Origin of the sequence: Neorhizobium galegae (assembly GCF_021391675.1) — a bacterium.
Lineage (GTDB): Bacteria > Pseudomonadota > Alphaproteobacteria > Rhizobiales > Rhizobiaceae > Neorhizobium > Neorhizobium galegae_B.
This window is the reverse complement of the sequence record NZ_CP090095.1, coordinates 3,053,052-3,071,498: the sequence shown is the minus strand read 5'-3', so window position 1 is coordinate 3,071,498 and position 18,447 is coordinate 3,053,052. Positions and strand designations below refer to the sequence as shown.

General features: G+C 62.1%; 17 protein-coding genes. 4 read left to right on the top strand and 13 right to left on the bottom strand.

All coding sequences use genetic code 11. The annotated features are described in order from the left end of the window. Positions 1–105: 105 nt before the first annotated feature. The 7 genes from LZK81_RS15275 to LZK81_RS15245 all read right to left on the bottom strand — a co-directional run bounded on the left by LZK81_RS15275 (position 106) and on the right by LZK81_RS15245 (position 9,426). Positions 106–3,441, bottom strand: a complete 3,336-nt coding sequence (locus tag LZK81_RS15275) for an efflux RND transporter permease subunit (RefSeq protein WP_233953813.1) — start codon at positions 3,439–3,441, stop codon at positions 106–108. Positions 3,442–3,452: 11 nt separating this feature from the next. Next, positions 3,453–4,658, bottom strand: coding sequence for an efflux RND transporter periplasmic adaptor subunit (locus LZK81_RS15270; protein ID WP_046625338.1), 1,206 nt, complete (start codon positions 4,656–4,658; stop codon positions 3,453–3,455). 323 nt (positions 4,659–4,981) lie between these two features. After that, positions 4,982–5,956 (bottom strand): ABC transporter substrate-binding protein, encoded by a 975-nt coding sequence (locus LZK81_RS15265; RefSeq protein ID WP_233953812.1) that lies wholly within the window; start codon positions 5,954–5,956, stop codon positions 4,982–4,984. A 61-nt stretch (positions 5,957–6,017) separates the two neighbouring features. Further along, positions 6,018–7,145, bottom strand: a complete 1,128-nt coding sequence (locus tag LZK81_RS15260; RefSeq protein ID WP_233953811.1) for an ABC transporter permease — start codon at positions 7,143–7,145, stop codon at positions 6,018–6,020. Continuing rightward, complete coding sequence (locus LZK81_RS15255) at positions 7,142–8,026, bottom strand: ABC transporter permease (protein WP_233953810.1); 885 nt, start codon at positions 8,024–8,026, stop codon at positions 7,142–7,144. Before LZK81_RS15255 ends, LZK81_RS15260 begins: the two co-directional genes overlap by 4 nt. Positions 8,027–8,263: 237 nt before the next feature. Then, entirely contained in the window at positions 8,264–9,055 is a 792-nt protein-coding gene (locus tag LZK81_RS15250) for an ABC transporter ATP-binding protein (protein ID WP_046625339.1), read from the bottom strand. Continuing rightward, on the bottom strand, positions 9,052–9,426 hold the full coding sequence (locus LZK81_RS15245; protein ID WP_233953809.1) for a hypothetical protein: 375 nt from the start codon (positions 9,424–9,426) through the stop codon (positions 9,052–9,054). The genes LZK81_RS15250 and LZK81_RS15245 overlap by 4 nt, the downstream gene beginning before the upstream one ends. Positions 9,427–9,610: 184 nt before the next feature. Between LZK81_RS15245 and LZK81_RS15240 the strand changes: the two genes are divergently transcribed. Then, positions 9,611–10,024 (top strand): cupin domain-containing protein, encoded by a 414-nt coding sequence (locus tag LZK81_RS15240; RefSeq protein WP_233953808.1) that lies wholly within the window; start codon positions 9,611–9,613, stop codon positions 10,022–10,024. Positions 10,025–10,265: 241 nt separating this feature from the next. Here LZK81_RS15240 and hydA read toward each other — a convergent pair whose 3' ends face one another. The 4 genes from hydA to LZK81_RS15220 are packed head-to-tail and all read right to left on the bottom strand — an operon-like array spanning position 10,266 to position 13,595. Next, complete coding sequence (hydA, locus tag LZK81_RS15235; RefSeq protein ID WP_233953807.1) at positions 10,266–11,720, bottom strand: dihydropyrimidinase; 1,455 nt, start codon at positions 11,718–11,720, stop codon at positions 10,266–10,268. Continuing rightward, positions 11,717–12,097 (bottom strand): type II toxin-antitoxin system PemK/MazF family toxin, encoded by a 381-nt coding sequence (locus LZK81_RS15230; RefSeq protein WP_233953806.1) that lies wholly within the window; start codon positions 12,095–12,097, stop codon positions 11,717–11,719. Before LZK81_RS15230 ends, hydA begins: the two co-directional genes overlap by 4 nt. Next, positions 12,094–12,306, bottom strand: a complete 213-nt coding sequence (locus LZK81_RS15225; protein WP_046603689.1) for an antitoxin MazE-like protein — start codon at positions 12,304–12,306, stop codon at positions 12,094–12,096. The genes LZK81_RS15230 and LZK81_RS15225 overlap by 4 nt, the downstream gene beginning before the upstream one ends. Before the next feature lie 35 nt (positions 12,307–12,341). Further along, complete coding sequence (locus LZK81_RS15220) at positions 12,342–13,595, bottom strand: Zn-dependent hydrolase (RefSeq protein WP_233953805.1); 1,254 nt, start codon at positions 13,593–13,595, stop codon at positions 12,342–12,344. Between the two features lie 249 nt (positions 13,596–13,844). Between LZK81_RS15220 and rutR the strand changes: the two genes are divergently transcribed. Next, positions 13,845–14,489: an HTH-type transcriptional regulator RutR gene (gene rutR / locus LZK81_RS15215; RefSeq protein WP_233953804.1), complete on the top strand. Its 645-nt coding sequence runs from the start codon at positions 13,845–13,847 to the stop codon at positions 14,487–14,489. 83 nt (positions 14,490–14,572) lie between these two features. Here the strand turns inward: rutR and LZK81_RS15210 are convergent, their stop codons facing one another. Next, positions 14,573–15,610: a glutamine synthetase beta-grasp domain-containing protein gene (locus tag LZK81_RS15210; protein ID WP_046603692.1), complete on the bottom strand. Its 1,038-nt coding sequence runs from the start codon at positions 15,608–15,610 to the stop codon at positions 14,573–14,575. A gap of 447 nt (positions 15,611–16,057) precedes the next feature. On the opposite strand from LZK81_RS15210, the gene LZK81_RS15205 reads away from it, so the two are divergent. Then, the gene (locus LZK81_RS15205; RefSeq protein WP_046625238.1) at positions 16,058–16,255 is read left to right on the top strand and encodes a DUF2735 domain-containing protein; all 198 of its coding nucleotides are present in this window, start codon (positions 16,058–16,060) and stop codon (positions 16,253–16,255) included. Between the two features lie 65 nt (positions 16,256–16,320). On the opposite strand, the gene LZK81_RS15200 is transcribed toward LZK81_RS15205, so the two are convergent. Further along, positions 16,321–17,361 (bottom strand): YeiH family protein, encoded by a 1,041-nt coding sequence (locus LZK81_RS15200; RefSeq protein ID WP_233953803.1) that lies wholly within the window; start codon positions 17,359–17,361, stop codon positions 16,321–16,323. Between the two features lie 113 nt (positions 17,362–17,474). On the opposite strand from LZK81_RS15200, the gene LZK81_RS15195 reads away from it, so the two are divergent. Beyond that, complete coding sequence (locus tag LZK81_RS15195; protein ID WP_233953802.1) at positions 17,475–18,374, top strand: LysR substrate-binding domain-containing protein; 900 nt, start codon at positions 17,475–17,477, stop codon at positions 18,372–18,374. Positions 18,375–18,447: the final 73 nt, after the last annotated feature.

The following is an 18,447-nucleotide window of genomic DNA, read 5'->3' as shown; positions in this document are numbered from 1 at the left end:
AAATCTGTAATTTTTTTCTGCAATCTCCGCGAGTTGGCCTGTTCCAACGAAAAACGCCGGGCCCAAGGGCCTGGCGCTGTCGAAAATACGGTTTGGAGATGGCGGTTATTCGGCGGCCAGCGGCGGCAGGCGCAGCACCTTGCTGCTGGCTTGAGCGCCGGGAGACCGATCGTCGTTGGCGCTCGTCTGCCGTTCCATCTGGTTGAGGCGTTCTTCCAGGGAGGCGATCGTCTGCGCGTTCTTGCGCGCCTCCTGGCTGAGCTCCTCATTGGAAAGACCGAAGTCTTCCTGTTCCTTCTTGCCGACCATGCGGCCGAAGATCTTGCCGAGCAGGCGCGACAGGTCGTCCATGATCAGGAAGAAGGACGGTACGACGAGAAGCGAGAGCACCGTCGAGACGATGATGCCGCCTATCACCGCGATCGCCATCGGCGCACGGAAGGAGCCGCCTTCGCCGACGCCGAGCGCCGAGGGCAGCATGCCCGCAGACATGGCGATCGACGTCATGATGATCGGACGGGCGCGCTTGCGGCCGGCTTCCACCATGGCATGAACCCGTTCGAGGCCTTGACGCTTCATCTCGATCGCGAAGTCCACCAGAAGGATGGCGTTCTTCGTAACGATGCCCATCAGCATCAGGATACCGATCAGGACCGGCATCGACAGCGCGTTCTGGGTGAGGATCAGTGCCACCGCCACGCCGCCGATCGCAAGCGGCAGCGAGAACAGGATGGTGAAGGGCTGGATGACGTCCTTGAAGAGCAGGATCAGCACCACGAGCACCAGCATCAGGCCCATCAGCATCGCATTGCCGAAGCTCTGCTGCATTTCTCCCTGCACCTTGGCGTCGCCGCTTTCGGCCAAACGAACCGTCTTCGGGAACTCGGTCTCGTCGACGATGCGTTTGAACTCGGCCGAGGCGGTATCGAGCGCCGTGCCGAAGGGCACGTCGGAGCCGATCGCCACGACGCGGTTGCGGTCGTTGCGCTTGATCGAGCTCGGGCCTTCCGAATAGTCGATGTCGGCGACGCTGTAGAGCGGCACGCTGGCACCGGCCGCGGTCTTGATCTTCAAGGCGCGAATGGAGGCCAGATCGCGGCGGACGTCGAGCGAGGCCTGGACGCGGATCGGGATCTGCCGGTCGTCGAGCGAGATCTTGGCAAGGTTGGCATCGACATCGCCGATCGTCGCGACGCGGACGGTCTGGGCGATCTGCTGCGGGGTGATGCCGAGGCGCGAGGCCTCCGCCATACGCGGCCGTATCTGCAGTTCCGGACGGGGCAGGGCGCCTTCCGAGGAGACGTTGAAAAGGACCGGCGAGGCCCGCAGCTTCGATTCCAGCACGCTGACAGCTTCGGTCAGGTCCGCTTCGTTGGTGGAGAGGAAGTTGAACGAAAGATCGCGCTCTGCGCGGTCGTTGACCTTGGAAATCCGCACGTCCGGAATGGAGTGGATGGCGGCAAAAATGTCCTTTTCGACATCCCATTGCGGACGCGTACGGCCATTTTCCTTTATCCTCGGCACAAAGTCGCGGATGATCGGGATCGATCCCAGGCCCTTGTTGACCAGGGTCTTTACCAGCGAATGGTCGATGTTCTGCAGGATGACGCGCACGGTTGCGCGTCGCAGTTCGAGGTCGCCCTTCGGCGAAGCGCCGCCGAGAATGAAGACGCTCTCGACACCGTCGATATGGCGTACGGCATCGTAGATGACGTCGGTGCTCGTAGCCGTCTCGTCGAGGGTCGCATTCGGGGGCAGCTCGACCGACAGCACGACGCGCGAGTTGTCGTCCGGCGGCAGGAAGCTGCCGGGGACCTGGGAGAGCAGCATTACTGAGCCGATCAGAAAGCCGATCGCGGCGAGCATCGTCGTATACCGCCAATACCAGCGGCGGGTCGTGCCGGTGACGAGGCGCGTATAGGCCTTCATGATCCAGCCGTCGTTGTCGTGATGGTCTTCCATCCCGTCTTCGGGGCTCATCAGATAGGCGGCCATCAGCGGCGTGATCAGTCGCGCCACCGCGAGCGAGAAGAACACCGAGAAAGCGACCGTCAGGCCGAACTGGATGAAGTACTGGCCCGGAACGCCCGGCATGAACGAGACCGGCACGAACACGGCGATGATCGTGAAGCTGGTGGCGATGACGGCGAGGCCGATTTCGTCGGCGGCTTCGAGCGCGGCCTTGTAGGGCGATTTACCCATCTTGATATGCCGCGCGATATTCTCGATCTCGACGATCGCGTCGTCGACGAGAATACCGGTCGCGAGCGTCAGCGCCAGGAAGCTTACGAGGTTCAGCGAGAACCCCATGAGGTCCATGATCCAGAAAGTCGGGATCGCCGACAACGGCAGGGCAACCGCTGCGATCAGCGTCGCGCGCCAGTTCCTCAGGAACAGGAACACCACGATGACGGCGAGGACCGAGCCTTCCACCAGCGTATGCAGGGCAGCTTCGTAATTGCCGTAGGTGAAGTAGACGGAGTCGTCGACCATTTCGATCGCGACGTTCGGATTGGCCTTGCGCACTTCGTCGAGGCTGGTGGCGACGGTTTCGGCGACCGAGACTTCGCTTGCGCCCTTGGCGCGGAACACGGCGAAGGTGACCGACGGCGTGCCGTTGAAGCGCGAGAAGGATTTCGGCTCCTCGTAGGTGTCGGTGATGGTGCCGAGTTCGGTCAGCTTGACGAACTGGCCGTTGGGCAGCGTGATGGTCGTGTCGGCAAGCTGAGCGACGCTGCGGGCATCGCCGAGCGTGCGGATCGTCTGTTCGTTGCCGGCCACCTGGCCGCGGCCCGAGCCGAGATCGACGTTGGTGCCGCGCATCTGGGTGCTGACATCGGCAGCGGTAATGCCATAGGCATCCAGCTTGGCGGGGTTCAGCGATACCCGGACTTCACGGTCGGAGCCGCCGTAACGGTCGATACGGCCGACGCCGGGCTGGCCCTGCAGGGCGCGCTTGACCGTGTCGTCGACGAACCAGGAGAGTTCTTCGAGCGTCATGTTCGGCGAGGAGACGGCGAATGTCTGGATCGCCTGACCTTCGACGTCGACCTTGGTGACGACGGGTTCCTCGATGCCGGCCGGCAGGTCGCTGCGAATCTTGTCGATCGCGTCCTTGGTGTCCTGCACGGCCTCGGCGGTCGGCTTTTCGATGCGGAAAACGACGACTGTCTGCGACTGACCATCCGTCACCGTCGACTGGATTTCGTCGATGCCGCTGATCGAGGCGACAGCGTCCTCGATCTCCTTCGTCACCTGCATTTCCAGTTCGGCGGGGGCAGCCCCGCTCTGGGTGACGGTGATCGACACGACAGGAACGTCGATATTCGGGAAACGGGTGATCGGCAGCGCGTAAAAAGACTGAATGCCGACAATAAGCAGCAGGGCAAAACCGAGCATCGGCGCTATCGGATTGCGGATCGACCAGGCAGAGAAGTTCATGCGGCTCAACCTCAGTTCGCTACAGCGGCGGGTTCGTCCGGGACCGGGGCGATCTTGTCGCCGTCCCGAACGAAGGCGCCAGCCTTCGCAACGACAATGTCACCGGCCGTAAGACCGCTGACGACCTGCACGAAACCGCCATCCTGGATGCCGGTTTCAATCTTCACCTGCTTGACCACATTGTCCTCGACCTTGCGGGCGGTGGAACCGTTCCGCCCGGTGGTGACGGCGGAGAGCGGCAGCGCCAGGGCATTGGTCTCGGCGATGACGATCTCGGCGCTGCCATACATGCCCGCGCGTGCACCGCTCTCGTCGTCGATGACGATATGCACTGCGCCGAGGCGGGTGACCGGATCGACCGTCGGGGAGACGAGCCGAACCTTGCCCTCGATCTTCACCTTGCCGCCGGCGACCGTGACGATCGCCTTCTGGCCGGCCTTGATCTTCTGGATGTCGGTCTCGGAAAGATCGGCGACCAACTCGATCGCGCCATCCTTGATGATCGTGAAGAGCGGATTACCGGTGCCGCTGGCGATCGCGCCGACCTTGGCATTGCGGACGGAAATGACACCGCCGACCGGTGCCTTCACGCCGGTGCGGGCGAGCTTCAGGTCGATGTCCTCGATCTGGCTATCCACGACCTTGATGTCCGATTCTCCGACGTTCACGGCCTGCTTGGCGGCGTTCAGCCGCGCCTGGGCGACCTCGAGGGCGGCGGATGCCTGTTCGAGCTGCGACACCGTGCCAGTGCCGCTCTGGCTGAGCTTCTGGAGGCGGTCACGTTGACGGGTCGTGTCGGATACATTCGCCTGGGCCTCGATCACCTGCGCCTTGTACTGCGCAAGACCGGCCTCGGCTTTCGCCTTGTTGGCCTGGAGCTGGCTTTTCTCAAGGATCAGAGCGTCTTCGTTCAACGTGGCGAGCACGCTCTCGGCCTTTACCTCGTCGCCGACATCGGCATTCAGCGTCTTGATCGACAGGGCCTCGACCAGCGGCTGGACATAGACTTCCTCGACGGGCCTGACGGTGCCGGTCGCGATGACGCGATCGACGAGCGGCTTTTCGACCGCTTCCGTCACAATGATCGAGGGCAGCTTGATTTCCGTCTGCGCCGGGGCCGGCTTGGCCGCGTCCTGCGCAACGGCAGAATTGGGGATCAATGCGGAGCCTGCGGCAAGCGCAACGCTTGCGACGAGGGCAAGCTGGCGAGCAGGCATACCGGCAGACTTGGTGAACTTGCGAAACATGCGATTACTTTCAAATTGAAGGTAAGGGGCAAATATTCCGCTGGGAACCGTCCCGATCACGTTGCGCCCCCTCAGCGCACGGTAACCCGGATCAAGGTGGTAACCGCACAAAACGGTTACAAGACCGGCAGCGAAAGATTCATCAACGCCGCAGTTTTACGTGTTTGCGTTGCACAAATCAATCCGTCGCTCTTATGGGATGAATGAGTTTTCGTTATGTTTTGTTTCAGAATATTTTCAAAAACGCGCGGCCGGGAGCCGCGCGTTCTCTTTCAGTGAACCACAGGCGATTATTATTTCAATGCCGCGTCGGTGATCTCGCTCGTATAGGCGCCTTCCGGCTTCTTGGTGATGATCTTCTGGTCGAGCAGCGCCTTGACCGTGCGATCGTAGGTCGCGGTGTCGAGCTTGCCGGTCGCGGTGCCGACCAGCTTGGCCACTTCGCCCATCATGCGCTTCTGGTGGTTCTCGTCCTGGCCGCCATTGTCCATGACGATTTCGGCCGCTTCGCCCGGGTTGGCGATGGCGTATTTCCAGCCCTTCATCGAAGCGCGGACGAACTTCACCATGGTCTCCTTGAACTTCGGGTCCTTGAGCTTGGTGTCCATCACGTAGAGGCCGTCCTCGAGCAGGTCGTTGCCCATGGCGGAGAAGTTGAAGACGGTGAGCTGGTCCGGCTTGAAGCCGGCATCGATCGCCTGCCAGTATTCGTTATAGGTCATGACCGAGATGCAGTCCGCCTGCTTCTGGATGAGCGGCTGCACGTCGAAGCTCTGCTTCAGGACGGTCACGCCGTCCTTGCCGCCGTCGGTCTTGAGGCCGAGCTTGTTCATCCAGGCGAAGAACGGATATTCGTTGCCGAAGAACCAGACGCCGAGCGTGCGGCCCTTGAAGTCGGCTTCGGTCTTCACCGGGCCGTCCTTGGGGCAGATCATCTGCAGGCCGGATTTCTGGTAGGGCTGGGCGATGTTGGTGAGCGGCACGCCCTTTTCGCGGGCAACCAACGCGCCGCCCATCCAGTCGACGATCACGTCGGCGCCGCCGCCGGCGATCACCTGTTCGGGCGCGATGTCCGGGCCGCCCGGCTTGATCGTGACGTCGAGGCCTTCTTCCTTGTAGAAGCCCTTGTCCTTGGCGACGTAGTAGCCGCCGAACTGGCCTTGAGCCACCCATTTCAGCTGCAGGGTCACCTTGTCGGCGGCCATCGCCGCCTGGGCTGCTGCAAGCGACATGGCGCCTGCCATCAGCGCAACGAGAATTTTTCTCATGTTTTTTATCCTTCCCTCTGAGGTTTGCCGGCTCCGCCGAAACGGGCCGGATTTTTCGCGTTTAACCACCGCGGTTAGACGGATGCCAGAACGTCGTCGCTCTTTCGCCAAGCGCCACGACACCATAAAAAACCGATCCGATGAGCGCTGCAACAGCGATTTCGGCCCAGACCATGTCGACATTCATGCGGCCGATCTCGGTCGAGATCCGGAACCCCATGCCGACGATCGGCGTGCCGAAGAATTCCGCGACGATCGCGCCGATCAGCGCCAGTGTCGAGTTGATCTTCAGCGCATTGAAGACGAAGGGCATGGCGGCCGGCAGGCGCAGTTTCATCAGGGTCTGCCAGTAATCGGAGGCGTAGGAGCGCATCAGGTCGCGTTCCATGGCGCCCGAGGCTGCGAGCCCCGCCACCGTGTTCACCAGCATCGGGAAGAAGGTCATGATGATGACGACCGCAGCCTTCGACTGCCAGTCGAAACCGAACCACATGACCATGATCGGTGCGACGCCGATGATCGGCAGTGCCGAGACCATGTTGCCGATCGGCAGCAGCCCGCGGCGCAGGAACGCGACGCGGTCGGCAAGGATCGCGACGACAAATCCGGAAGCGCAGCCGACCACGTAACCGAAGAGCACCGCCTTGAAGATCGTCTGCTGCACGTCGGCCCAGAGGATCGGCACCGAAGAGGCGAGCCTTGCGCCGATCGAGGACGGCGGCGGCAGGATGATGAAGGGAATGCCGGCACCGCGCGTCGCCGCTTCCCAGAGGATCAGGATCCAGGCGCCGAAGATGGCGGGAATCAGGAGGCGGAGGAACGTATCGCCCGCCTGGGATTTTGGGCGGATGCCGGAGAGTACCGAGACGCAGCGCCAGGCGAGCAGCCAGCAGGCCGCGACCAGCAGGAAGAAGGCAAGTGTCGCCTTGCCCTCGTTGCCGGTCATGCCGGCGAGCAGCAGCCAGACGGCAAGATGGGCCGCGACGAACGGGATCGTGGCGAGGAGGGGCTGGGAGAGCTTCGTGAACGACACCAGCGCCGCACCGGCGACGAGCAGGACGATCACGGTGACGGTGCCCGCGCCGAAGGGCGCGGGGGCATCCGCTGCCATCAGCGGCAGGGAGGCGAGGGCGAGGAGGCAAAGGATCAGGGCAACGGCGCCCTGCCAGGAGCGAAGAACCAGGGTCATGCCGGCCTCCCGCCCATGGAGCGATCGACGATTTTCGCGATGATGCCGACGATGGTGACCAGAAGTGCCGCAAGCACCGAGCCGGCGATCAGTGCCGCCCAGATATCGATCGTCTGGCTGTAATAGGCCGCGGCCAGCAGTTTCGAGCCGATGCCGGCGACGGCCCCGGTCGGCAGCTCGCCGACGATCGCGCCGACCAGGCTCGCGGCAATCGCCACCTTCATCGAAGTGAACAGGAACGGTATCGAGGCCGGTACCCGGAGTTTCCAGAATGTCTGGGCGCCGCTCGCATAATAGGTGCGCATCAGGTCGAGCTGGATGATCTCAGGCGAGCGCAGCCCCTTCACCATGCCGACCGCGACGGGGAAGAAGGAGAGATAGGTGGAGATCAGTGCCTTCGGGAGGAGGCCGGTGATGTTGACCGCGCCGAGCACGACGATCACCATCGGCGCCACCGCCAGGATCGGCACGGTCTGCGAGGCGATGATCCACGGCATCAGGCTGCGGTCGAGCGCCTTCAGATGCACGATGCCGACCGCGATCAGGATGCCGGTCAGCGTGCCCATGGTGAAGCCGAGGACGGTCGAGGAGAGCGTCACCCAGGCATGGTAGACGAGGCTGCGGTTGGACGTGACGCTACGCAGAAAGGTGTTCTCGAAGACGTTGCTGACCACCTGATGCGGCGCCGGCAAAATCGGCTTCGGCTGCACCATGGTCTTGCCGATGAATTCCATGGTGGTGGAGGTGACATCAGCCCGACGGTCGAGATCGCGCTGGAACGGCGCGTTCATGAAATAGGCGGCGACGTACCAGATGGCGACGATGGCGATGAGGATGGTGAGGACGGGGATGATGCGGTTCTTGAGGGAGTCGGGTTTCATGCCGCGGTCCTCCAAGGTTTCGGGGCGTGGCCACCCCCCTCTGTCCTGCCGGACATCTCCCCCACAAGGGGGGAGATCGGATAGTAACGATGCCTCGCCCTCAATATGGACTCGAGATTGCCGCTATGGCGTTGAATGCGCTCAATGTTCCGGGAAGCGGGTGCGCCTTGCCAATCTCCCCCCTTGTGGGGGAGATGTCCGGCAGGACAGAGGGGGGTATGCCCCGAACGCAGAAAGTTATTCCTCATAACTATGCCCCGCCCTCAGTCCCTCGCGCACCCGATGGGCAATCTCCAGGAACTCCGGCGTCTCGCGGATTTCGAGCGGGCGTTCCTTGGGCAAGGTCGATTCGATGACATCCGTCACCCGGCCGGGCCGCGGCGACATGACGACGATGCGGGTCGAGAGGTAGACCGCCTCCGGAATGGAGTGGGTGACGAAACAGATGGTCTTCTGCGTCCGCGCCCATAGTTTCAGGAGTTGTTCGTTCAGGTGATCGCGGACGATCTCGTCCAGCGCGCCGAAGGGTTCGTCCATCAACAGCAGGTCGGCGTCGAAGGCGAGTGCGCGGGCGATCGAGGCGCGCTGCTGCATGCCGCCGGAGAGCTGCCAGGGGTATTTCTTGCCGAAGCCGGAGAGGTTGACGAGGTCGAGGGTGCGCTCGATGCGGGCTTTGCGGTCGGCTGCCGAATAGCCCATGATTTCGAGCGGCAGGGCGATGTTCTTCTCGATCGTCCGCCAGGGATAGAGCGCCGGCGCCTGGAAGACGTAACCGTAGGAGCGCGACTTGCGTGCCTCTTCCGGCGTCATGCCGTTGACGGTGATCTCGCCGGCCGTCGCCTTTTCGAGATCGGCGATGACACGCAGGAACGTGGTCTTGCCGCAGCCGGACGGGCCGATGAAGGAGACGAAATCGCCCTTGTTCACCGTGAGATCGACATTCGACAGCGCGTGAACCGGGCCGTCACTGGTCTCGAAGGTGAGGCCGAGTTTTTTGGCCGAGACGACGGAGGATGGAGCATTGTTCATCGGCATTTGGGCATGGGTCCGAGTTTGGTGCCGTCCGGGAAGCTGACGGTATAGCCTTTGGCGGATTTGGTGATCGTAGCGGTGTCTTCCGGTCCGACTTCCCCTTCGGCCTCGCACGCTGCCTTGATGGTGAAACCGTTCGCCGTCTTCTTCGGCATGCCCTTGAATTCGCATGCGGAAACGGAAGTCGTCACGCCGTCGTCGTTGAGCAGCAGGAAATCGTCGGCACCCGACGATTCGCCGGTCTTGGCGTAAGTGCAGCCTTCCTTGCTGCCGTAGGCGCCGTCGAGGAAGGTCGCGCCCTTGGCGGGAGCGGCAATCGACATTGCGGCAATGACTGCCGATGCAATGCGAAAGCGGATCGTATTCAATGACATTTCTCGAAAGGCCCCCATTCAAGTCCGTCTGCCAAGCGTACAGTATAGATATCGCCGTTGCGCAGGATAGCGATCATTGCCGCGTGCAAGAGCCCTCTCTTTTCGGTTGCCCCGGCTCCCGTCCTCGGCGCGCGATGATATGCTGAGGGCAGATCCCGTTCGACAGAGGAATTTTGCAATGGACAGTGCATCAAAACCCACCTGCCGTGTCGTCAAGCCCGGCGCTGCCTACGACGGCAAGCAGGGCCTGAGCTATTTCGAGGGGATCGCGGCGGAAACCGTCGGCTCCAGGGGCATTTGCATGCATCTCCTCACCATCCCGCCGGGCGCGCGGGCTAAGGCCCATCTGCACGAAACCCACGAGACGGCCATCTACGTGCTCTCCGGCTCCGCCGTCACCTGGTATGGCGACCGGCTTGAGGAATGTGCCGAACTCTCGGCCGGCGAGATGATGTACATCCCCGCCGGCGTGCCGCACCTGCCGGCCAACATTTCCGACGCGCCCTGTTCGGCGGTAATCGCCCGCACCGACCCGAACGAACAGGAAAGCGTCGTGCTGCTGCCGGAGCTGGACGGGCTGGTGAAGGGGTAACGGCCGGATCGATGTCTTCGCCGTGCCACCCCCCTCTGCCCTCCCGGGCATCTCCCCCACAAGGGGGGAGATCGATATGCCGCGCCAGTTTCGCCAATTATCGAACGAATTCGAATTGGTTCCGGCAGGCTCCGGCTTTTGTTGAGAGCGAGGCCTCGCCGCTATCCGATCTCCCCCCTTGTGGGGGAGATGCCCGGCAGGGCAGAGGGGGGTATTCCGCGGAAAGAACATTGTTTCCCGTTCAAACCCCGCTGACCGGAATGCCTGACCGCTCCACCTTGCGCGGCGAGGTCAGTTCCTTCCAGGTCGACAGCGCCTTGTTGACCGCAGGATAAGGCTCGCGCTTGACGAACTGGCCGTGGCCTTCCTGCGTCTTGATCGCCCCATCCTCGATCGCCACCACGCCGCGGGTCAATGTGTAGCGCGGCAGGCCGCTGACTTCCTTGCCCTCGAAGACGTTGTAGTCGATCGCCGACTGCTGGCTCTTGGCGGTGATGGTCTTCGAACGCTTCGGGTCCCAGACGACGATATCCGCGTCGGCACCGACCAGGATGGCGCCCTTCCTCGGATAGACGTTGAGGATCTTGGCGATATTGGTCGAGGTCACTGCCACGAACTCGTTCATGGTGATGCGGCCGGTTGCAACGCCATAGGTCCAGAGCATCGGCAGGCGGTCTTCAAGGCCGCCGGTGCCGTTCGGGATCTTGCGGAAATCGCCGAGGCCGGTGCGCTTCTGGTCGGTCGTGAAGGCGCAGTGGTCGGTCGCCACCACCTGCAGCGAGCCGGAGGCAAGGCCTGCCCAGAGGCTGTCCTGATGCTGCTTGCTGCGGAAGGGGGGCGACATCACGCGGCGGGCCGAATGATCCCAGTCCTTGTTGAAATATTCGCTCTCGTCGAGCGTCAAGTGCTGGATCAGCGGCTCGCCATAAACGCGCATGCCGTTCTGACGGGCGCGGCGGATCGCTTCATGGGCCTGTTCGCAGGAGGTGTGGACGACATAGAGGGGGACGCCTGCCATGTCGGCGATGATGATGGCGCGGTTGGTCGCCTCGCCCTCGACGGAGGGTGGCCTAGAATAGGCATGCGCCTCGGGGCCGTTATTGCCCTCGTCCATCAGCTTGGTCTGCATGGCGGCGACGACGTCGCCGTTTTCCGCATGCACCAGCGGCAGGGCGCCGAGCTCAGCGCAGCGGGAGAAGGAGGCGAACATCTCGTCATCGTTCACCATCAGCGCGCCCTTATAGGCCATGAAATGCTTGAAGGTGTTGATGCCGTGATGAGCAACGACCGCCTTCATCTCGTTGAAGACCTGTTCGCCCCACCAGGTGACCGACATGTGGAAGGAATAGTCGCAATTGGCGCGGGTCGCCTTGTTGTCCCAGCGCTTCAGCGCATCGAGCAGCGACTGACCGGGCTCGGGCAGGCAGAAATCGACGACCATGGTCGTGCCGCCGGCAAGGGCTGCCCGCGTGCCGCTCTCGAAATCGTCGGCGGAATAGGTGCCCATGAACGGCATTTCCAGATGCACATGCGGATCGATGCCGCCCGGCATGACGTAACAGCCCGCCGCATCCAGCGTGGTATCGCCCACAAGGTTCGGGCCGATCTCGATGATTTTGCCGCCGTCGATCTTCACGTCCGCCTTGTAGGTCAGGTCGGCCGTGACGATAGTTCCACCCTTGATGACTGTGGTCATTGTTGTTCCCCTGTTCGTTCGTTCATCGGAAGGGGCAGGATTGCCTGCCTCAAGCCTGTGATGTTTATCAAGGCCGCTTCGAGCCTCCACATATCCTGATCGCCCAGCCGACCGATCACCTGAGAGATCGCGGTCTTGCGCAGGTGCGTCACCTTATCGACCATGATCTGTGAGACGGCCTGCAGGCCATTTTCGGCAGAAGGAGCAATTGTAGGTCGAAAGTTCGGTGAATCGGCAAGATAGGTCGTCAGCGGACAGAGAATCAGCGTCTCATGTGCATCGATATATTCGTCGGCATGGAGAATGACCGCAGGTCGAGGCTTTCCTAGGTCACCTTGGAACGCCGCCGTCACCATGTTGCCGCGCTTGAAAGTCACTCTTTGTCCCAGTCTCGGTGAGCGTCCTCGTCAACCAGTTCGAGGATGCCAGCCTGCCGATCTGCCTCCACCGCGGCGCGTGCCTGCCTTTCCGCCTCCCTGCGGTAGGCTTCACTCGTCGTGTCTTGCACCCAAATCTCGATCGGCCGATATCCCTGGCGGATCAGTTCGGCCCGTTCTTCGGGTGATATTTCCCTCGGTCGTCCCATTGTCCGTTTCCTGTCTCAAGGTGGCGGTTGCAATGCTACTCCACAATCTCCGCCGTCTCCAGCACGGCATGGAACAGCACGTCCGCTCCCGCCGCCGCCCATTCCTTGGAAATCTCCTCGGCCTCGTTGTGGCTGAGCCCGCCGACGCAGGGGCACATGATCATCGTCGAGGGCGCCACCTTGGCGGCCCAGCAGGCGTCGTGGCCGGCGCCGGAGATGATGTTCATATGGCTGTAGCCGAGCTTTTCGGCCGCTTCGCGAACACGGCCGACCAGCACCGGATCGAAGGTCACCGGGTCGAAATGGCCGACCGCCTCGACAGAACAGCCGACGCCGAGCGGTTCGCAGATCTCGGCCGCCTGTTTCTCGATCGTCGCCCGCATGCGGTCGAGCTTTTCCTGGGATGGCGTGCGGATGTCGACGGTGAAGACCACCTTGCCCGGTAGTACGTTGCGGGAATTCGGCGAGAAGAACACCTGGCCCACCCCGCCGACGGCGCCCGGCTGTTCGGACATCGCCACCGCCTGCACCATTTCGAGGATGCGGCCGAAGGCAAGGCCGGCATTGACGCGCAGGTTCATCGGCGTCGAGCCGGTATGCGCCTCGCGGCCGGTCAGCGTGAATTCCAGCCACCAGAGGCCCTGACAGTGGGTGACGACGCCGATCTGCTTGTTCTCGGCTTCGAGGATTGGCCCCTGTTCGATATGATATTCGAAATAGGCATGCATCTTTCTGGCGCCGACCTCCTCGTCGCCGAGCCAGCCGATGCGCTTCAGTTCGTCGCCATAGGTCTTGCCGTCCGGATCCTTGCGGCCGTAGGCGTAGTCGATCGAATGCACGCCGGCGAAAACGCCGGATGCCAGCATGGCCGGCGCAAACCGCGCGCCTTCCTCGTTCGCCCAGTTGGTGACCACGATCGGGTGCTTGGTCTTGATGCCGAGGTCGTTCATGGTGCGCACCACTTCCAGCGCGCCGAGCACGCCGAGAACGCCGTCATATTTGCCGCCGGTCGGCTGGGTGTCGAGGTGGCTGCCGACATAGACCGGCAGCGCATCCGGATCGGTGCCGGCGCGGGTCGCAAACATCGTGCCCATCCTGTCGACGCCGACGCTCAAACCTTCGGCCTCGCACCACCTCTTGAAGAGGTGGCGGCCTTCACCGTCCGCATCGGTCAGCGTCTGGCGATTGTTGCCGCCGGCAATGCCGGGGCCGATCTTCGCCATGTCCATGAGCATGTCCCACAGACGATCGCCGTTGATGCGCAAGTTCTCGCCGGGTGCTGCCACCATTTTTTAGTCCTCGCCTGTTTTACGTCCACCCGGTGTGGGCGGAATGCTTTTCGTTCCCATCGGTCCTTCGTGCCCGCTTTGAAAAGAGGCATGCGAAGATCGGCATTGCGTTTATTCCGCTTGTCGCCGATAATTTGACCGCTTGGTAAAACATTACTATTTCCGCCGCGCCACTCAAGACGAAAATCACGAAAAATCCAGAGGAATTTCGAAAGCGCCGGGTGGACGCGGAAGAGGGCAAGGACAGGCATGGCCATCCCGAGGGCGGCGAAGACGCAGAGACGCACGCGCATCCAGGAGGAGAAGGAGGAGCGCATCCTCGAAGCGGCGCTCGACGTGTTTTCCCAGAACGGTTTTCGCGGCGCCACGATCGACCAGATCGCCGAGGCGGCCGGCATGTCGAAACCCAATCTCCTCTATTATTTCCGCACCAAGGAGGCGATCCACCGCCAGCTGATCGACCGGGTCCTGTCCACCTGGCTGGAGCCGCTGCGCGCCTTCGATGCGGAGGGCAATCCGGAATCGGAGATCCGCTCCTATATCCGCCGCAAGCTCGAAATGGCCCGCGATTTCCCGCGCGAAAGCCGGCTTTTCGCCAATGAAGTGCTGCAGGGCGCGCCGCATATCGAGGACGAGCTGAAAGGCCCGTTGAAGGCGCTTGTCGACGAAAAGGCGGAGGTGATCCGCGCCTGGGCGCGGTCCGGCAAGATCGCCAAATGCGATCCCTACCACCTGATCTTCTCGATCTGGTCGACCACCCAGCACTATGCCGACTTCGACGTGCAGGTGCGCGCCGTGCTCGGCCAAAACTATGCGGGCGAGGGGCGTTTCGAGGATGCGGCTCGGTTCCTGGAACAGCTCTTCATAGATGGGCTGCGGGCGCGCAACGCCTGAGCTTCCTTCGTAAACTCGAAAACGAAAAACGCCGGCGCTGAGGCCGGCGTCTTCTTACTTACCGATTGCCGAGCCTGGTATTATCAGGCGGCGGCGGAAGCCCGGTTGGTCGGGACTTCGGCGATCGTCTTCAGAACCTGGGAAGCGATCTGGTAGGGGTCGCCCTGGGAGTTCGGACGGCGGTCTTCCAGATAGCCCTTGTAGTCGTTCTTGACGAACGAGTGCGGCACGCGGATCGAAGCACCGCGGTCGGCAACGCCGTAGGAGAACTTGTTCCAAGGAGCCGTTTCGTGCTTGCCGGTGAGGCGCTTGTCGTTGTCCGGTCCGTAGACGGCGATGTGGTCCATCAGGTTCTTGTCGAAGGCAGCCATGAGGGCTTCGAAATAGTCCTTGCCGCCGACTTCGCGCATGTACTTGGTGGAGAAGTTGCAGTGCATGCCCGAGCCGTTCCAGTCGGTGTCGCCGAGCGGCTTGCAGTGATATTCGATGTCGATGCCGTACTTTTCAGTCAGGCGTTGCAGCAGGTAGCGTGCCATCCAGATCTGGTCGGCGGCCTTCTTGGAGCCCTTGCCGAAAACCTGGAATTCCCACTGGCCCTTGGCCACTTCGGCATTGATGCCTTCGTGGTTGATGCCGGCGGCGAGGCAAAGGTCGAGATGCTCTTCGACGATTTCGCGGGCGACGTCACCAACGTTCGAGTAACCAACGCCGGTGTAATACGGGCCCTGCGGAGCGGGGTAGCCCTGTTCCGGGAAGCCGAGCGGACGGCCGTTCTGGTAGAAGAAGTATTCCTGCTCGAAACCGAACCACGCATCCTCGTCGTCGAGAATGGTCGCGCGGGCGTTAGTCGCATGCGGCGTGACGCCATCCGGCATCATGACTTCGCACATGACGAGCGCGCCGTTGGTGCGGGCCGGATCCGGATAAAGCGCAACCGGCTTCAGCACGCAATCGGACGAGCGGCCTTCGGCCTGCATGGTCGACGAACCGTCAAAGCCCCACAGCGGCAGCTGTTCGAGCGTCGGGAAGGTGTCGAATTCCTTGATCTGCGTCTTGCCACGCAGGTTCGGTACCGGGGTGTACCCGTCGAGCCAGATGTACTCGAGCTTATACTTGGTCATATTTTATCTCTCAGGCCGTGACGTTCATGGTTGAGCCATCCTGAGGAAGCGGCATCGCGACGATACCGCGCCTCCGGGGTAACCAGAAGAACGCATTTCCCGTGCCAGTTTGCATCGGAGCGACGGTTCTGGATTAAAAAAGTGTAAACGAAGGGTCGCAGGCGGAGCGCTGAGAGCGACTAAAGGTCCTGTAGATCAGCACGGTCTCATGAAATCTCCGGGTTTTAAAGGTTCTATCAAGATTGCTCGGAACCGGGGTCGGTTGGCACACGTTTCCCCGCTAGAGGTTCCTGCGAGCAAAATAGATCGCCGGGACCGCGCTGCCGCTAAATTAGCGCCTAGCGCGAGTCGAAAAAATGATATAAAATCGTGCAATAAGCACAAAAAATGTGCAGATTTGTGCTCTGTGCGTGTTTGGATGCACTTTTGAAGTTAGGAGACGATAGGATGACAATTCACATCCATCGTGAGTCAGCAACGATCTATCAGTTTCCGGTCCGCCCGAGACGGCGGCTGGAGGACGGCCGGACCGTGCCGACCGGAATCCATGATGTAACCTTCAGCGTCGTAGATACCAATTGCTGGTATCATGACGAGGCAGTGCGGGATTCCGAGCCGAAGAACGACCAGCCGAAACCCTGCTGACCCATAGATGACGAAAAGGCCGCGCCATTGATGACGCGGCCCCTATCCCTTCGATCCGTTTTTCCTCAGAATGCGAACAGCTTCAGCATCGCGTAGCCGAAAACCGCGATGAACAGCCAGCCGAACGCGCCGAGTGCGAGCGGCCGCCAGCCTTCCGCCTTCAGCTTGCGGATGTCGGTCTGCAGTCCCATGGCAGCAAGCGCCATGGACAGGAGGAAGCTCGTCGCGGTCACGAGCGTCTGGCTCACGCCCGCCGGAATGGCGACTGCGCTGTTGACCAGCATCATCCCGATGAACCCAAGCACGAACCACGGCATCGGCGCCGAGGCCTTCGATGGGCCTTCCGCGCCGGAGCGCATGGCGAGCGCCAGCGTCATGATCAGCGGCGCCAGCATGACGACGCGGGCGAGCTTGGAAATGGTGCCGAACTGCCCGGCGACATCGCCGCCCTGGAAGGCGGCGGCCACGACCTGCGCGACCTCATGGATGGTGGAGCCGGTCCATAGGCCATAACCGCGGGCGTCGAGCCCGAGCGGGGCGGCGAGCAGCGGATAGGCAAGCATCGACAGCGACCCAAACAGTGTCACGCAGGCGACCGCATAGGCGACATGCTCCTGCTTGCCACGCACCACCGTATTGGCGGCGATGACCGCCGAGGCGCCGCAGACCGAGGTGCCGGCGGCAATCAGGTCGGTCAGCGACCTGTCGACACCCATGGCCCGGCCAACCAGCCGGATCGCCACGAAGGTGGTCACGAGTGTCACGGCTACCATCGCAAGGCCAGCGCCGCCGAGCGAGAGAATCTGGCCGGCCGTCACCTGCAGGCCGAGCAGCACGATGCCGAAGCGCAGGATACGCTTCAGCGAAAAGCCGATGCCGGGCTCGACAGCTGCCGGAACCGGCAAGGCGTTGCGGATCAGCATGCCGAAGACGATCGACAGGATGAGCGGGCTCAGCGTCATCCAGCCTGTCAGGTTGCGGACGGTGAGGGCGACCGTAGCAATCGCGGCGGTCAGGAGAAGTCCGGGAAGAAGCTGAGTGAAAGCCGGCCAATAGGGAGAGGAGAGGTTGGCGCGCTGTTCCGCAGTCGGCTGGCTCGGCTTCATGATTTTTCCACGAGAGTCTCTATTCGTCGAAAATCATTCTCCCTTTTGCAGAAACACAAATCCAATTGATAAGTTTTCTGATATCGTTCGATAAAAGCGAATGGTTTTGGACAATGACCCTCGATCAGCTTCGAATTTTTCTGGAAGTCGCCGCGCGCGAACATGTGACCCGTGCGGCGGAGGTGCTGAACCTCACCCAGTCGGCGGTGAGTGCGGCGATCTCGGCGCTGGAGGCGCGGCATGCCGTGATCCTGTTCAACCGGGTCGGGCGGCGGATCGAACTCACGGAAGCTGGAAAACTGTTCGTGCCGGAGGCGCGCGCCGTTTTGGAGCGGTCACAGACCGCCGAGCACGTGCTTGCCGATCTCGGCGGGTCGGCCTCGGGCATCCTGCGGATCCATGCCAGCCAGACGGTCGCGAGCTACTGGCTGCCGGCCCGGCTGGTCAGCTATCACGAGCGGTTTCCGCGCGTCGATCTGCGGCTCACCGTCGGCAATACCCAGAGCGCGGCCGAAGCGGTGCTGACCGGGGCGGCGGAACTCGCGGTCGTCGAAGGCGAAGTGTTTCTGGCCGGGCTCAAACGCCGAAAGGTGGCGGAGGACAGGCTGGTGCTGGTCGTGGGCAGCCGCCATCCTTGGGCGGACGGTCGCAAGATCCGCTCCAGCGATCTTCTCGAAACCAACTGGATCATGCGCGAACTGGGATCGGGCACTCGCTCCGCCTTCGAGGCGCAGCTCATCAATCTCGGCATCGAGCCGCAGTCATTGTCCGTTGTCCTTGAAATGCCGTCGAACGAAGCGGCGATGGCGGCGGTGGAGGCGGGGTTGAGCGCCACGGTGCTTTCAAGCCGGGCAGCATCGTCCCACTCCTTTTCCGGTCGGCTTCACATTGCCGATTTCCCGATGCCGCTCCGTCAGTTCTCGGCGATCTTTCATGGTGAGCGGCACGTCACCCGGGCGCTGCGCGCCATGCTCGACCTGTTGAACGAGCCCGCTGAAGACAGCTCCCGCTGATCCCCCGGCCAAATCCCCCCACGTAGGTGCATGCTCTCCGTGTGAACGATAAAATTTAAATCGTTCGATATTT

Coding starts and splice junctions, on each gene's coding strand:
- LZK81_RS15225 (WP_046603689.1), bottom strand. CDS start 12,306: ATGGGACGACCGAGGGAAATATCACCCGAAGAACGGGCCGAACTGATC.
- LZK81_RS15195 (WP_233953802.1), top strand. CDS start 17,475: ATGACCCTCGATCAGCTTCGAATTTTTCTGGAAGTCGCCGCGCGCGAA.
- LZK81_RS15275 (WP_233953813.1), bottom strand. CDS start 3,441: ATGAACTTCTCTGCCTGGTCGATCCGCAATCCGATAGCGCCGATGCTC.
- LZK81_RS15265 (WP_233953812.1), bottom strand. CDS start 5,956: ATGAGAAAAATTCTCGTTGCGCTGATGGCAGGCGCCATGTCGCTTGCA.
- LZK81_RS15270 (WP_046625338.1), bottom strand. CDS start 4,658: ATGCCTGCTCGCCAGCTTGCCCTCGTCGCAAGCGTTGCGCTTGCCGCA.
- hydA (WP_233953807.1), bottom strand. CDS start 11,720: ATGACCACAGTCATCAAGGGTGGAACTATCGTCACGGCCGACCTGACC.
- LZK81_RS15205 (WP_046625238.1), top strand. CDS start 16,058: ATGACAATTCACATCCATCGTGAGTCAGCAACGATCTATCAGTTTCCG.
- LZK81_RS15200 (WP_233953803.1), bottom strand. CDS start 17,361: ATGAAGCCGAGCCAGCCGACTGCGGAACAGCGCGCCAACCTCTCCTCT.
- LZK81_RS15240 (WP_233953808.1), top strand. CDS start 9,611: ATGGACAGTGCATCAAAACCCACCTGCCGTGTCGTCAAGCCCGGCGCT.
- LZK81_RS15220 (WP_233953805.1), bottom strand. CDS start 13,595: ATGGTGGCAGCACCCGGCGAGAACTTGCGCATCAACGGCGATCGTCTG.
- LZK81_RS15255 (WP_233953810.1), bottom strand. CDS start 8,026: ATGAAACCCGACTCCCTCAAGAACCGCATCATCCCCGTCCTCACCATC.
- LZK81_RS15260 (WP_233953811.1), bottom strand. CDS start 7,145: ATGACCCTGGTTCTTCGCTCCTGGCAGGGCGCCGTTGCCCTGATCCTT.
- rutR (WP_233953804.1), top strand. CDS start 13,845: ATGGCCATCCCGAGGGCGGCGAAGACGCAGAGACGCACGCGCATCCAG.
- LZK81_RS15210 (WP_046603692.1), bottom strand. CDS start 15,610: ATGACCAAGTATAAGCTCGAGTACATCTGGCTCGACGGGTACACCCCG.
- LZK81_RS15250 (WP_046625339.1), bottom strand. CDS start 9,055: ATGAACAATGCTCCATCCTCCGTCGTCTCGGCCAAAAAACTCGGCCTC.